Origin of the sequence: Flavobacterium laiguense (genome assembly GCF_003097655.1) — a bacterium.
Taxonomy (GTDB): domain Bacteria; phylum Bacteroidota; class Bacteroidia; order Flavobacteriales; family Flavobacteriaceae; genus Flavobacterium; species Flavobacterium laiguense.
Map to the genome: position 1 here is coordinate 105,027 of NZ_QCZH01000003.1, position 16,173 is coordinate 121,199.

Consider the following 16,173-nt stretch of genomic DNA (forward strand, 5'->3'; position numbering starts at 1 on the left):
TATCTGTAAACTTATCTATAACTTCCGCCTCTACAAAAAAAATCTTTCTCCATTTGTATTGATTCCTGTACATAATGTTTCAAATTCCTATTGTGTTTCTTTTGATTTTAATATTATCAAAATAATTTTTATAAAGCGAAAAATATTATAAATGGTAACTGTGAAAAGTGCAACATAGCTTGAAAACATAAGCACTTTTGGCTTAAAATCTAAATTTAAATAAACATAAGAAAAAAGAATGTATGTCAGTTTGCGAATATCGGGTAAAATAGGATTGACTAAAATTATTACAAATGAAAAAGTAATAATAATTAAGTTCAAGTACAGTAGTTTTTTACTGAATTTTATAAATTCCGTATGTGTTTCGTCGTTTTTAAACTTTTCAAACAAATACATACAACCGATAAAAACGCCAAAAAAAATTGAACATACATCAATTAATTTGTCATTAAATAATGATGTGTCATCGTTGTATGAAAAACTTAATAAATATGAAGCCCAAAATGAAATCATAAAAATCACATAATCTATTGAGGAATATAATCCTTTCTTGATTTTACCTTTTCTTATTTCATTATGATTATCGGCAGAAATCATATATATTCCTTAAGTATTAAACATTCTTTTTTGTACATCTTTATTATATTTTCTTTTCTTTCCTGTTTTAGTAAATTCGAATCTAATCTTGGAATTGCAATTTTAAAAGTTGCGAAATAAATATCTCCTAATAAATCAATTGGCTTTTTAGCTTCAGAATCATCGGTATAACCACAAACTTCAACTTTATCAATATATTCTCTTATTTGGCCATATCCCAAAAATCTATTCAGTCTTTCAAGCATTGGAACAATCGTATCTTGATATAATCCTCCTGTTTTTTTGGGATATGAAACATTAAAAACTATTTCAGCAATGTCGCTGTTTAATTTAGATGCTTGTGTCAATTGAGGTAAGAAATCATTCTCAATTTGGTCTTCTAACGTACTATTTAATTGCTTGATCTTTTCTAATAATTTTGCTGGTTGATGAACTTTCAAAACAAAACTCTTGTAGGAACGCATTTTTATTGCTCTTTCATATTCTTTTTTTCTATAGATTGTACCAAAATCGATAGAGAATCCGCCCGTATTTTGTAAGGCTTCAGAATCTTTATAACACCTATAAAGGAATTCTTTGAAAACGTTTAAATAAATACTGTTTTTATTAATTTCATAAAAGAGGCAATTTAATTCAATGGAATACATGAATATATTTCCATAAGCCAATCCTTCATTTTCTTTTACATCTAATTGTGATATTGCTTTTGTTTTTTTGTCAATTTTTGCTGGTAAATCCTTATCAAGAATCGTTCTAATAAAACCAATAATATATTTTTCATTTTCCTCCAATATGGAATAATGAACAATTTTGTTGCCTATTTGTTTTTCTTGTCCTAAAATTTCAGGATGTTTTAAAATGTCTTTAAAATTCATTTTTAATGCAGCATCATCTTTTTGCTGAACTTTGACGCTTACTACGTCTACTTTGCAGTTTTTGGTACTCATACGTTTATTTTCCTAATATTTTTTCTAATGTCTTTTCAGTTTCAACTTTGGTCATTTTTGCAAGCACTATATTCTGCAAATCCATCAGTGATTTTATTTCAAAAGTATAACTTTCTTTGAGCTTCATAATTTCGACAAAAGGGTGCTTTTCAATTATTACTTTAGTAGGCTCAATCAAACTCAATTCTTCAATTATATTTTTACTCAAGTTAGGTTGAGCCCCCCCGATAGCAATACTTACAATTTCATCTCTATTTATTCTTAAATGATAATATAGAAACGTTGCTTCAATTTCATTTTCACAAATAATTGCACAACAAGCCTGATTAGTAGCAGCTTCAATTTTCAAATATCCAACTTGTCCTTTTGTTTTACCTTCTCCATACATTGCAATCAAAACAGAATTGACAGGTAATAATTTAGCTGAACTTTCTTTAAGCCCTTTTTTGGAAATATATTCTTCCGCATCAATAACTACACTATTTTTAAGCTCACCTGTTTTTAACCATGGATAATCTTTGGAATTCCAATATTCATTTTCATCTCTACGTGGCGTGCTTCCACTTTTCATTTCTGATGAAAAATCTTTAACCGATTTCAATTCCCACCCCTCCGGAATCTCCTTCTCCAATTCCTCACACCAAACCATCTCCCCACCATTACTTTTATAAGGCTTGCCATTTTCATCCGGAAACTCAAAATCCACAAACCACTGTTTGTAAATAGCTTGAGCGGTTTCTTCGAGTTTAGTAATGAGTTGGTTATTTAAGACAATGCGGTTTTGGATGACATTGTATTCACTAACAATTTCCCGCTGTTTTTTGATGGAAGGAATGGGTAATTTCATACCACAAAAATCTTCCCATTCTAAACTGCCTCGAACTCCTCCAACTGCATGAAAACAAGCTTCTCGGTCAAATTCAGAACGAGTAAACCACATCATCAAATATTCGGGAAGTAGTTCTTCAGTATCAGTAATTTCAAAAATTGGATAAGCTTGTGATATGATAGAAGGCACTTCTTTACTATATAAAGCAACAGGCATCTTTTTGTCACGTCTTACCTGCATGGTACTACATGCAAATTGACTTTTGCGTATGATTTTGTAATTCTCCATATCTGTTCCAATAATATTAGCTACAGACGGTATAAATTCTTTTGAAATACTTAACCCTAAAAGATTAGTGAATTGTAATCCTTTGTTCCTTTCATCAACCAATCGAATATAATCACCAATAGGTTTATAATTTGATCCCATAACCCAATTCATTAAATACGGTTAGTAAATCGTTTTTGGACTGCGCTTCGGCTTGCAATAATTCACTGAATTCCACTTGTAAAGCCTTCATTTGATCATCAAAATCAATATTCTCATCACGGTTTACAAAAGTGATGTACTTACTGGGTACTAATGAAAAATCTTTGGCAACTACCACTTCAAATGAAGCCGAATAACAAAACTCAGGAACATCTTTGTATTGACTTAAATTAGCTTGCCAATTATGGTAAGCTTGGGTTACATCTTTAATATTTTTCTCTGAAAACTGAATAAACTTTTTCTCAAATGGAATCCCCACTTCTCGCAAATCCATAAAAAGAATTTCATTTTGTCGGTCACGGTAGTTTCGGGTTTCATCAGGAAACTGAACTGTTCTTGCTTTTTTGTTTTTGTTCAGAATCCAAAGTGTCACACTGATATTAGTGGTATAGAACATATTTTGTGGTAAAATCACAATAGCTTCTACCAAATCGTTTTCAATCAGTTTTCTTCGGATTTTGTATTCTTCTCCCCCTCCGGAAAGTGCTCCATTGGCCAAGATAAAACCGGCAACGCCGTTTTCGGAAAGCTTGCTCACCATATTCAAAATCCAGGCATAATTGGCATTGCTCGTTGGCGGCACATCGTAGCCTCTCCAACGTGGGTCGTCTTTCAATTCATCGGCGGCTCTCCAGTCTTTTTGATTAAACGGAGGATTGGCCATGATATAATCGGCTTTTAAATCGGGGTGTTGGTCACGTCCAAAGGTATCCGCGGCCACATCGCCCAAGTTGGCAGCTATACCGCGAATGGCTAAGTTCATTTTAGCCAATTTGTAAGTGGTAGCCGTATATTCCTGACCGTAAATGGAAATCTCCTTTTTGTTTCCGTGGTGGTTTTCTATAAACTTAATGGATTGCACAAACATACCGCCCGAACCGCAAGCCGGGTCATAGATAACCCCTTTGTAAGGCTCAATCATTTCAGCGATGAGGTTTACGATACTTTTTGGGGTGTAGAATTCGCCTTTCCCTTTTCCTTCCGCCAAGGCAAACTTGCTCAGAAAATATTCATACACACGACCCACAATGTCGGTCTGTTTATCCTTGATGGTGTCAATATTGTTGATGGTATCCAACAAAGCCGCCAGCTTACTCACATCCATGTTCAGGCGGGAGAAATAATTGTCGGGCAACGCTCCTTTCAAGGCAGGATTGTTCTTTTCTATGGTATGCAAAGCGGTATCAATTCTCAAGGCAATATCACTTTGCTTGGAGTTTTCAATAATAAAAGACCAACGGGACTCTTCCGGCAAAAAGAAAATGTTCGACATATTGTAGAACTCCTTCATCTCCAAGTATTTTTCTTTCTCTTCAGCAATCAGTTCCTTACGGCGTGCTGAAAATTTGTCACTGGCAAACTTCAGGAAGATTAATCCCAATACTACGTGCTTATACTCTGATGATTCTACGGTTCCTCGCAGTTTATTGGCGGAGTCCCAAAGGGTTTCTTCTATGCTTTTTTCTTTTTTGGGTTTAGCTTGTTTGGCCATTTAAATAAATATGTTTTTTGAAATTATTGTTTTCTAACGCAAAATCCTATTTAACTACATAAAAGTATTACATTAGTTGCAGTTGAAAAATTAATAGGTTTTGACGCTTATTGACAAAGTTCTGTTTTAGTTTTGTCATTTAACGTCAAATATAAATAAATTTCAGTGCCTTTTAAGCTAAAATTAGGTTTATTAATTTGTAAATAAAATAATAGAAATTTATGTTTAATATTAACGAATTAACATCATAAGAAATCAATTAAAAACTCAATTAATATGCCTATAATGATCACAGCAGCATATTTTTTGGGCGAATTGGGAGTATGTACAAAAAAAGCTTCTCAAACTGAGAAGCTTTTTTTTTACCGTTAAGCTAAATTGCTTTTTTTAATTTGGCTCCGTATAATTTCTACCCCATGGTTGCTTAACAAAATCCGAATAGCAGTTTCTGCATATTCTCCCTAATTGGAATGTAAGCGAAAATTCGTGTATGTTTTGAGCGTTTCCTACTCCTGTGGTATTTATGTCATAAGAATACCCCAGAACAAAGCGGTCTAACTGAATAGAGGTTAAGAGATTTATGGAAGTAAGAATGCTACTATCTTTGCTTTTACCTTCCGGATTGGTAGTCATGGTGGCTCCAAGGGTAAATTTGTCAAATTCAAAAGCACCGCCAAAATCCAATCGGTTATACACCCCTTGTCTCATATAATTTCCCGTGAGTAAAAATTTTGATTCATCAGCAAATCCAGACAGCAAATTGTCTGTAGTAAAGGCATATCCTCCATGAAAGGAAAAAAACATATTTAGAGCTACATCGTTGTATTCGATAACAGCAATGTCGGGTCTATTTAAGTGCTTTATCGCCATACCGAACCAAGCATCCTCATTATAAATCAAAAAACCCGAAGAAATATCAAAAAAGTCGATTGAATCACTATAATTTAAAAAACCAGGATCAACACTTCCGCCAATTATGGCTCCAGTGCCACCATCGATTTGATCTTCTAATAAAGTGTTGCTGTAATTATAATTTTTATGCCCATATCCCGTTTCTACACCAAGTCGCAATTTCCAATCGTCGCTAAGATCGATACGATAGGCATAGGTCCCGTTAAATTGAAGGTAATTGTAATTAGTAAACTCTTCACGGTTATTTAAAATGGTTAGGCCCAATCCCATTTTTCCATCCACATCAATAGGACCATTTATAAAACCAAACTCGGTATCAATTCTTCCAAATCCATCCGGCCATTGGGATCGATGTATCAGGCCTCCGTACCAAGCCGCAAGAGTGCCAGTAAAAGCGGGGTTTATGGTTTCCGGAACAAAGAAATATTGAGTAAAAATAGGATCTTGTGCTCTGACTTCTACAGATAAAGTAATCAGTAGGATAAATAATAATAGTTTTAATTTCATATTCTTTTGGACCTTATTTTATTATTACAAAGGGGTGCTTTTCGGTTAAAATAATTCCATAAAAAGTTTCAGCACTTACAACGCAAAAGTAATTACCGTTTTCTGCGTTACTCCCTTTAATTTTTGCATCCCATCCACGCAAAACTTCTCCGGTTTCCGAATAAATGAGGGAACCCCAGGAATCATAAACCTCTAACTTAACATTTTTCAACGCTTTTGTCACGGGTCTGAAGGTGTCATTAAGCTTGTCGTTGTTTGGCGTGAAAGCCGTTGGAACAACCAATACATACCCCTTTTCAATTATCAGGGTAATGGTTTGAACATAAACACATCCAAAAGGATAAGTAACGGTTTGAGTGACCACATAATCTTTTGGGTTTACGTAAGTATGCACTGGATTGAGTTCTGTTGAAAAGCTACCGTCACCAAAATCCCACGCTACGCTCACAAAATCCCCAGTCGAGGTATTTGTAAATTGAATGGGATCACTGATTGAATATATCCCATAAGCAGTGTAACCTTTAGAATTCCTATCAAACGAGGGCTGTCCAAGTATAGGGATATTAACATCGAATGAATAAGAAGCAGAACATCCTATCGCATCTGTAGATTGTAGCATAATTAAACCATCTTGAGATGTTGTCATAGTTTGATTATTTGTTCCACTTACAGTTCCGCTTGACCAAGTGAATTGATAAGGTGGAACGCCTCCCGTTGTTTGCGCGGTGAAATATTGTTCTACCGTATGATTCTCGCAGCTCGATATTGTTTTTGTATCTACAGTCAACACAATAGGAGATGGTCGTGTCAATACATAGGAAGCTTGTTTGGAACATCCGTTAACATCTTTAACTATAACGGTATAATTTCCTGCAGTCACGCCCAATAGATCTTCTGTAGTTGCTCCGTTTGACCATAAATATTTAAACGGTGGAGTTCCTCCGGAAACATTAAGATTTATAGCGCCACTATTGGCGTTGCTACAATCGAGCGGTAGTGTGGTAATCGCATCAAGTGCTATTTCTTGAGGGTCAATAATTACAAAAGTTCTATTTATATGACATGGTTTTCCATCAGTAATGGCTACTGAATAGGTTCCTGGTCCAAGATTGTTTCTTGTGGTTCCTGCTGTGCTGCCATCACTCCAAGTTAAGGAAAGAGGATGTATACCACCTATCACATTTAGAACAATGCTTCCGTCATGTGCTCCATGACAGGAAATATTTTTAACAACCGGATTGATATCAAAAATTGGAGCTTCTGGAACATTTACTTTAATAAGCTTCGAACAATTGTTTGCATCGGTTACGGTTATGGTGTAATCACCGGCAGATAAGTTATCTTGATAAAAACCAGTGGCCAGATTACCCCAGACTGCTTTGTATGGACTTATCCCCCCCGATATTGCCAATGCTATTGTTCCGTCGTTACCATGATAACAGGTAACGGCTGTGGCAGTTGGAGTAATCAGGATGTCGTTTGGCTGAGTGATTTTTAGTCCTGTTAAGGTTTTTGTACCATTGTTGGCATCGATTACTTTTATGCTATAAGTTCCAGCAATTAATCCCGTGAAAACAGCATTCAATGAGGTACTGTCATTGGTCGAACTAATAATTGTACCACTTGAATTTACAAGTTGATAATCATAAGGAGCTACCGATCCTTGTGTAATTGTAACTCCTAGCGCACCATTACTGTAACCAAAACAAAGTAAATTGAGATGTGCAGATAAATCTTCTTGAATCAACAATTCTGGTGGCTGTGTTAGAATGAAATTCAATGTCACAGGAGCGCAATATCCATCATTTATAGTTACGGTATAGGAGCCGGCAGGGACGTTATTGATGTCTTGAGTGACAGCAGTAAACCCATTAGGCCCAGACCAACTATAGGTATAACTTCCAGAACCTCCCGTTACACTTACATTTACAAACCCATCAGAATTACCGAAAACACTCACTGCATACCCATTGTAATTGGATAGTACACCAGATGCCAAAGTAGTTGGATTTACGGTTATGGTGTAAATAGTTGGAGGTCCTTGACAACTTAATCCATTATTAGTAAAAGTCGCAATAGCCGTATAAGATATGGTTAATGCGTTCACAGTACTATTTGTAAGGGTCTGGATTGGGATGGAATCAGTTCCTGATAATAGCGCTCCCGAGATGCCTGCAGGTGCAATAGCCGTCCAGTTAAGAGTGACATTTCCCAGTGTTGTTGAGCTTAAGTTTACAAGAGAGCTATTTGTATTGTTACAGATAGTTTGATTCGGACCACTAAAAACAACTTGAGCAGAAGGATAAACAGTTACTTCAACTGTAAAGCTTGTTCCGGCGCAGTTTAAAAAGAAAGGAACAACATTATATAAAATAGTTTGGATACTGTTGGAAGAATTGTTCAATGTCTGACTGATGGTTGTGCCATTTCCTGCAAAAGCACCTGTTATATTAGAATTTGGATTTACTGTCCATGTATATAGCGTGCCACTTGGAACAATGGTGGATAAAGTTGGTACACCATTAATAGGGGCTATTGTGAAACTTTGATTGTTACAAATTGTTTTTGTTTGATTGCTTACGTTCGGTCTTGGATTTACGGTTATGGTATAATTATAAACAGCTCCAGGACAAGCCGAACCGCCAGATGCAGTGGCTATAGCTTGATAAGTTACAATAATTGGCGAATTGGTAGAATTAATTAAATTTTGAACAGGAATTGTATTTGTCCCACTAGTAACGACCCCAGTTATTCCCGCTGGTTGTGTCGCTGTCCAACTGATGGTTGCTCCTGCGGTAGAACTATTTAAAACAACAACCGCTGAAGTGTCGTTTGAACAAATGGTTTGAGGACTTGGTGAGAATAAAACGGCAGGACTTGGATTTACATTAATAGTGTAAAGAAAAGGAGCACCATCGCAAGAAACGCTTCCGCCTGTTGTTGCAACAACTTTGTAAATTACTGCAATCGGAGCATTCGTGCTATTCACCAATGTTTGGGCAGGTATCGTATCGGTACCCGATAGGTTAGCTCCTGTTATACCTGAAGGAGCAAGACATGTCCAAGCTATAGTAGCTCCAGGCGTAGTAGTAGATAAATTCACTAAAATACTCGAAATCCCAGAACAAATGTCTTGATTCCCTAGTGACGCGGTAATTAAGGGACTTGGATTCACTGTTACAACAATCGTAAAAGGAACACCTATACAGCTACCCGAAGTAGGGGTTACGGTATAAGTTAATGTTGCCGTATCATTTGTTGTGTTTGTTAGTGTCTGACTAATATTGCTTTGTCCTGTTGCTTGAGCCGTACCACCTATTATTACACCTAGGGGATTGCTAACAGGCGGCCCCCATATATAAGTGGTTCCTACGGGAACAATATTGCCGCTGCCATTAATTGGTGCTACTGTAAATGATGTTCCCGAACAAATTGCCGTTGAGATTGAATTAGCTATATATGGTTTAGAATTAACCGTTACTGTTATTGTAAAAGTAGAGCCAACACAATTGCCTGTAACACCTGATGTTGGCGTCACTGTATAAATTAACGTTTGAACTGTATTGGATAGGTTAGTTAAAGTTTGACTTATGGTGGTTATTCCTGGAGTGTTCGACGCTGACTGACCTGAAATATTTGCGTTTGATGAAATAGCCCAAGTATAAGTTGTTCCCGTTGGAACAATAGTTGCACCTCCATTAATAGGCGTTACAGTAAACGTGCCTTCCGAACAAATCGATGCGGTTTGATTAGCAATAATGGGAGTAGCATTTACTGTAACGGTAATCGTAAATGGAGATCCAGAACAACTATTCGCAGTCGGCGTCACGGTATAAGTTGCAGTTTGAGTGATAGTGGTTGGATTGTTTAATGTGCCTGTAATTGACGATTGAGCAATACCTGGAGCACCTCCCGATAATCCTCCGGTGACAGTTGGAGCACTCCAAGAATAGATGGTTCCGGCAGGAATACTATTTAAAGCAGAACTAGAAGGAGTTATTGTAAAAGCAGAGGCTCCACATATACTTGTTGTGAAAACTTCTGTGATGGAAGGTTTTGGATTTACTGTGATCGTATAAGAATAAACTGCTCCCGGACAGGCCGAACCTCCAGCCGTTATGGCCGTTGCATTATAGGTTACCATGATCGGTACAGCTGTAGTGTTTGTCAATGTTTGAGCTGGAATGGTATTTGTACCACTAGTAACAACTCCTGTCATTCCTGCAGGTTGTGTAGCGGTCCAACTGAATGTTGCTCCTGCAGTACTACTGGTTAAAGCAACAATCGCCGATGTACTGCCTGAACATATTATTTGAGGAACTGGTGAGAACGTAACCGCAGGAGACGGATTTACAGTTATGGTAAATATTTCTGCGGGTCTTGAACAGCCATTGGCTGTAGCAATTACAGATATTGTTGCTGTAATCGGACTACTGGTCGTATTAGTTGCTGTAAATGCAGGTATATTACCTATGTCATTTGCAGGCAGTCCTATTGCCGTGTTTGAATTTGTCCACGTATACGTAGTGCCTGAGACGGCATTACTCAAAGTTGTTATAGGGGTTATTACTCCATTGCAATAAATCTGGTTGGTTAATGATAAAGTAGTTGGTGTTGGGTTTACCACAACCACTATATCAAATGGTAACCCTGTACAACCATTAGTTGTAGGTGTGACTGCATAAGTTACAGTCTGAATTGAATTTGTAAGGTTTGTTAATATTCCAGTAATTGAAGGTTGATTCACACCTGAAGCGCCTCCGGTTACGCCTGCTGTCACAGTTGGTGTTGGCCAAGAGTAAGTAGTTCCGATTGGTACAATATTACCTCCTACATTATTTGCTGGAGCTATTGTAAAAGTACCGCCACTACATATCGTTTGTGTTTGCTGTGCAACAAATGGTTTTGGTTTTACTGTGATGGTGTAAAGAAACTCTCCTGCACAATTTGGCTCTCCAGAAATGGACGCTTTTGCTTTATAGGTAATTACAATTGCAGCATTTGTGCTGTTTGTTAAAAGTTGAATTGGAATTACATTGGTACCGCTAGTTACGACCCCTGTAATTCCAATAGGTTGAATAGCTGTCCAATTAAAAGTAGCACCCGATGTGGTGCTGTTTAAGGTAATTAAAACGGAACTATCGCCGGAACAAATGGTTTGATCGGTTGTGGAAAAAGTTACAATTGGTGATGGATTAACGGTAATGATAAAAGTCTGTGCTGACCCTGAACAGCCGTTGGCTGTTGGCGTTACAGTTATTGTTCCTGAAATTGGATTAGCACTTGAATTGGTAGCTGTAAAAGCCGGAATATTTCCTGTCCCACTTGCCATCAATCCTATAGCTGTATTTGAATTTGTCCAAGCATAGGTAGTTCCTGTTACGCTATTACTAAAAGAGACAACACCTGTTAGTGCTCCATTACAATATTCTTGATTACCCAATGTCAATGAGCTTGGGGTTGGATTAACCGTTATTTTAAATGTTTTTGGAGTTCCGCTACATCCCAAAACATTTGAAGGAGTAACCATTATCGTTGACACTATAGGAGCTGTTGTTGTATTTGTAGCTGTAAAGCTCGGAATGTCGCCTGCGCCATTAGCGGCCAATCCACTAGCGGTATTGTCATTGATCCAAGAAAAAGTGATCCCCGCGACTGTACTTCCAAAAACAATAGTATTTTGTGTAGCATTGTTACATATCACCTTATCACTAACTGCATTTACTGTTGGATCCGGATGTACCGTTATGGTAAATGTTTTCGAAGTTCCTGAACAACCATTTAATGATGGAGTCACGGTAATAGTTGCTGTTAAAATTGTGGTTCCTGTATTTAAAAGTGTAAATGGGGCAATATTCCCGGTACCAGCTGCTACAAGACCAATACTCGTGTTGTTGTTTGCCCATGTATAAACAGTTCCTGCCAATGTCCCACCAAAAGTTACATCCGAAAGCGCTCCTTTACATTTTGTTTGATTTAGTACATCGTTAACGGTTGGAGTTGGTTTTATAGTAAATGCAGCACTAGTTGTTGTAGTCGATCCGCACTCATTTGTAACTTTCAAAGAATAAGAATAGGTGCCAGGGACACTGTAAATAATAGCTCCTGGATTGACACTTGAGGAAGTTGCAGGGGTACCACTAGGAAAACTCCATTCATAACTGACTGCCGTAGTGCCACAGTTCACAACTATAGCTGTCGGATTGATTGTCGTAGAAGCAGAAGTTTGACAAATTGTCGAAATGGGAGGCAAGCCAACTGTTGGAGGTTGTTTTACGATAACGGTTTTTACTGGTGACTTTACAGTACCACAAGAGTTGGTTGTTGAAAGCGATATAGTATAAGTACCCGGATTTACAAAATTAAACCTTGGATTCACAGATGTGGCACTTGTACCATTCGTATATGTAAATGAAGAGGAGGTACCACAATTACTACTGGCATAAATGACGTTCCATAAATAAGTTGGAGCAGCACAAGAATTAACCAAATTGGTTGTGTTTGTAGTAGCAACAGCTAGTGGGGTACAGCCTTCATTTTTGTCGAGATTGAATTGTGGTAATAAAGGAGCTTCTATACAAATAGAACTCGTAAAAACAGAGGATGAAGGGCAATACCCTTGGGTTTTTAATGTTACGGTAAAGTTGCCAGTAGTAGTGTAGGTATGATTTATATTGGGAATAGAAGAAGAATTCATAATAATAACTACTGGTTTTCCGTCACCAAAATCCCATTCATAAGTAGTCCCTTGTATACAGTTTTGATTTAAAGAGGGAGTTGAACTATTTGTAAACAATATACTTGAATTAACACAACCAACTGCAGGATTCGTAAATTTAGAAGTTGGAGGCCTAAGGATACTTATTGGACTAATCGTTGATGTAGTTGAACCACAAGAATTAGAGATTATCAAAGTGGCAGTAATGCTGGCATTTGGACAACTAGTAGCGGTATAAGAATAAGGAACCGGATAGTTTTGAGAAAGAGAAGGATTACCTGAATTATAATAAATCGAACTCATTAATACGGACTGCAGAATTTTAAAATTAGGGGTGCCATCACCATAATTAATGGAATAAAGAGTGTTCGGCGAATTATTTCCCCAACTTGAAATCACAAATGCCAAATTAGGGGTTGGGGCACATAAATTTACCGTACTACCGGGACTACTGAGACTTCCTGCTGGATTTGATTCGTTTTTTACCGTATAAGTCTTGCTGTTTTGACAGCCATTGCTACCTGTAGCAGTAATTACCATTTGAAAGGCACCTAACTGGTTATAGGTGTGGCTTACAGGAAAGGTTATGTTATTTTGAATATTTCCATCGCCCCAATTTATGGCGAACGAGCTAATGCAAGAAGATAGTGATGAGTTGGCAACAGTTATAGAAAAATTTGGATTTGAGGAGGAAGCCGAATTACAATTATTAAATGGATTAAAGGAATTAACAGTATCAGAAAAAGCAATATCGGGCAATTGCTTGATGGTAATGGTTTTTTGGATCGTTGTACTACATTTGTTTACGTCCGTAATAGTCAAAGAAACAATATAGGAAGAAGTGGAGCAACCAAGTGGAGCGTTATAAGTGTGTATAGGATTTTGTTGAGATGAAGTGTCTGAATCACCAAAATTCCATGTATAAGTAAAAGGAGAATTTCCGGAAACATTTGAGTTAAATTGGACTGCGGTGCCAGAACATTGATTATCGGTAAATGTAAAATCAACAACTGGCAAAGGATTTACAGTAATTACAACTGTATTGCTACTAGAAACAGCAACGGTGTTATTGTCTTTATCTTTTACCCCCGTTAAAATATATGTAAAAGCCCCTGCAACATTAGTTGGTTGAGAAACAGTTACACTTTTATCACTATTATTTGTTTGAATAGTTAATGGAGCTCCTCCATTTATGGTATAAGTAAATGTATAGGGTCCATTATTATCGTTTTTAACTTCTAATATTACTAATGGAGCGGTTTCATTCAAGCATACCGTTGCATCTCCCGTTATTTGTCCAGACGGACTAGCAACTGTTTTTATTTTTATACTTTCCTCTACTTTATTTATTGAATAAGCAGGGATTGAAGGAATAATTATTAGAATGAATAAAAAGATAATCTTGTAGAGGATTTTCATAAAATGTATTTAGTTGCTGTACGTAATTATATTCCATTTACACAAATTGATAGGGATATCTATTCATTCTCAAATAGGAAAGTTCAAATGTACAGTTTATGAATATACATTTCTTACGGTTTTACGTAAAAGAAATTTTTTTGATGAAAATTATTTGTGTATTCTACTAATAAATAGTTTTATACTGCCCCGTTATATATCTTCCAATCGTACTCATGATGCATGGTATGTTTGTTTCTAAAAAAGGTGATTTCGAGAGGACAGTTTTTAAATCGTTATCTTTTTTTATGCAATACAAAGTAAAGGCGGATTTTCAATCTGTGCTCAATCTTCGTAATCCTCATTATTCAAAACTCCTAATAGTACAGGCCTTATTCATCTGGACAAAAAATATCGCTTAGTTAAGCATTCCTAAACTCAATTCTTTGTTAGCGACATTTCACTAATTTTATAGTAAAAATGAAAAATATTTTTGAAATTATTTTAGAAAAACTTGATCGAATTGAAAAAGCTATTGACAAGCTAAATTCAGGCGGACCAATAGCTCAGCTAAATGATCCAATGAAGATTAAAGAATTGGCAGCTTACCTAAAAATGAGTCCCTCAGCTATTTATAAATTTACTTCTACAGGTACGATACCTCATTATAAAAATGGCAAAAGACTATTCTTCAAAAGAGAAGAAATTAATGAATGGATATTCACTACCAAAATCAACACAGGTTACGATATCGAAAGAGAAGCAACGGAGTACATCCAACAGAATCCAAGGAAATAATAAAGAGTTATTATACATAACATCATTTCCGCTACAAACATCACTGGCAATTTATAGGAAGCACCTGCATTTGCTTTTGTCGGTGCTTTCCATTTCATAACACATTCCTACTAAGCAGTAAAAACTGAACACTCTTTCTCAGGCCCCCACAAAAGCAAAAAAAGCCAGCAAGTGTATCATTTTTATTTGTCAGAAACATAGTAGCTATCCGAAGTGTCCTCACTTCGAAATTCCTTTATAAGCCTTCATTTACATCTAACGATTAATTTTCAAATCGTGAATATCTCCAACTCTTCGAAGTCCTGACTTAGGTCTTCCTCTGTAAGGATACCCTTCATTTATCTAACGCTTAATTTTCAAATCATTAATATCCCTTTTCAACTCCAAAAACATATCTTTCACACTTGCAGCTTCAGCCATTTCTTGTTTACTGTCATTCCGCCCAATATTACACTCGTACTCCCAAATTTCGAGAATATCAGAAACTTTGACTTCATAAACGGGGTAAAAACTGTTGTCTGATTCTACAACCAGTACATTTTTCTTGTTTTTATTCAATCGCTTGTACACCATGCCTTCGCTTTTGGTTATCAGTATATAAGTCCTGAATTACTATCCATCAGAGAAAGAGTGTAAAAAGAAATACAGGTTAAATCTAACTACGTTTTGCTAAACCTGTACTGCAATGGCAAGGACGGTGTGGCATGGCACAGTGACCTAGAACAGAATTTTTGTAAGGATGCAATTATTGCATCAGTAAGTTTCGGTGAAACCCGCATGTTCCGCTTGCGTCATAAGTTCAGGAAAGATATTGCTCAGGTAGAAATCCCCTTGCATCACGGTTCACTTTTATTGATAGCAGGAACAACCCAAAGCTTTTGGCAGCATCAAGTGCCAAAAACGGCAAAAGACATTATACCCCGTATCAATCTTACTTTTAGACAGATCAATCGTAAATAATAATAAATTACTGACGTTATAATTGAATAAATAGCAAATAAATTATTAATTTAGTGATACAGTTTACCGATAGCACCTAAAATAGAAAAATGACTGATAACAACGAATTAATCAAATTTTTAGACGCACAAAATCAGGTGTACCTAAAAGCATTCTCAGAAATAAAAAAAGGCAAAAAGAGTACCCATTGGATGTGGTATATTTTTCCACAGATTAAAGGACTGGGTTCAAGTGAAACCGCAAAACAGTACGGGCTCAAAGATTTGAATCAAGCCACTACATATTTACAGCATCCCATCCTGGGTAAGCATCTGGTTGAAATTTCTGAGGAAGTATTAAATCTCAACGGAAAAACGGCAACACAGATATTTGGAACTCCTGACGATATGAAATTACGATCATGCATGACATTATTTGCAAATATTGAAAATACCAATCCTGTATTTCAGAAGGTATTGGAAAAATATTTCAATGGATTACCTGATGAACTCACACTACAATTACTAAACTTGATACGATCATAATC

Annotated in this window: 10 protein-coding genes; 3 read left to right on the forward strand and 7 right to left on the reverse strand. The window is 36.5% G+C overall.

Annotated features, from left to right (window positions below; translation table 11 throughout):
- Positions 1–87: 87 nt before the first annotated feature.
- The 6 genes from DB891_RS04595 to DB891_RS04620 form a co-directional block, all read right to left on the reverse strand.
- Positions 88–597: a hypothetical protein gene (locus DB891_RS04595; RefSeq protein WP_116761056.1), complete on the reverse strand. Its 510-nt coding sequence runs from the start codon at positions 595–597 to the stop codon at positions 88–90.
- Positions 594–1,544 (reverse strand): hypothetical protein, encoded by a 951-nt coding sequence (locus tag DB891_RS04600; protein WP_116761058.1) that lies wholly within the window; start codon positions 1,542–1,544, stop codon positions 594–596. The genes DB891_RS04595 and DB891_RS04600 overlap by 4 nt, the downstream gene beginning before the upstream one ends.
- Positions 1,545–1,548: 4 nt before the next feature.
- Complete coding sequence (locus tag DB891_RS04605; RefSeq protein WP_116761302.1) at positions 1,549–2,802, reverse strand: restriction endonuclease subunit S; 1,254 nt, start codon at positions 2,800–2,802, stop codon at positions 1,549–1,551.
- Positions 2,786–4,354: a type I restriction-modification system subunit M gene (locus DB891_RS04610; RefSeq protein WP_116761060.1), complete on the reverse strand. Its 1,569-nt coding sequence runs from the start codon at positions 4,352–4,354 to the stop codon at positions 2,786–2,788. The genes DB891_RS04605 and DB891_RS04610 overlap by 17 nt, the downstream gene beginning before the upstream one ends.
- Positions 4,355–4,741: 387 nt before the next feature.
- Positions 4,742–5,773, reverse strand: a complete 1,032-nt coding sequence (locus tag DB891_RS04615) for a PorP/SprF family type IX secretion system membrane protein (RefSeq protein ID WP_116761062.1) — start codon at positions 5,771–5,773, stop codon at positions 4,742–4,744.
- Positions 5,774–5,786: 13 nt separating this feature from the next.
- Positions 5,787–13,910: a PKD-like domain-containing protein gene (locus DB891_RS04620; protein WP_116761064.1), complete on the reverse strand. Its 8,124-nt coding sequence runs from the start codon at positions 13,908–13,910 to the stop codon at positions 5,787–5,789.
- Between the two features lie 459 nt (positions 13,911–14,369).
- Between DB891_RS04620 and DB891_RS04630 the strand changes: the two genes are divergently transcribed.
- Complete coding sequence (locus tag DB891_RS04630; protein WP_116761068.1) at positions 14,370–14,687, forward strand: helix-turn-helix domain-containing protein; 318 nt, start codon at positions 14,370–14,372, stop codon at positions 14,685–14,687.
- Between the two features lie 342 nt (positions 14,688–15,029).
- Here the strand turns inward: DB891_RS04630 and DB891_RS04635 are convergent, their stop codons facing one another.
- A complete protein-coding gene (locus tag DB891_RS04635) occupies positions 15,030–15,260 on the reverse strand; it encodes a hypothetical protein (protein ID WP_223256052.1) in 231 nt (76 codons plus the stop codon).
- A 69-nt stretch (positions 15,261–15,329) separates the two neighbouring features.
- Between DB891_RS04635 and DB891_RS04640 the strand changes: the two genes are divergently transcribed.
- Positions 15,330–15,647 carry an alpha-ketoglutarate-dependent dioxygenase AlkB family protein gene (locus DB891_RS04640; protein WP_317045990.1) on the forward strand — a complete coding sequence of 106 codons (318 nt, stop codon included), beginning with the start codon at positions 15,330–15,332 and terminating at the stop codon, positions 15,645–15,647.
- A gap of 89 nt (positions 15,648–15,736) precedes the next feature.
- Positions 15,737–16,171, forward strand: a complete 435-nt coding sequence (locus DB891_RS04645; RefSeq protein ID WP_116761070.1) for a DUF1810 domain-containing protein — start codon at positions 15,737–15,739, stop codon at positions 16,169–16,171.
- The last annotated feature ends 2 nt before the right edge of the window (positions 16,172–16,173 follow it).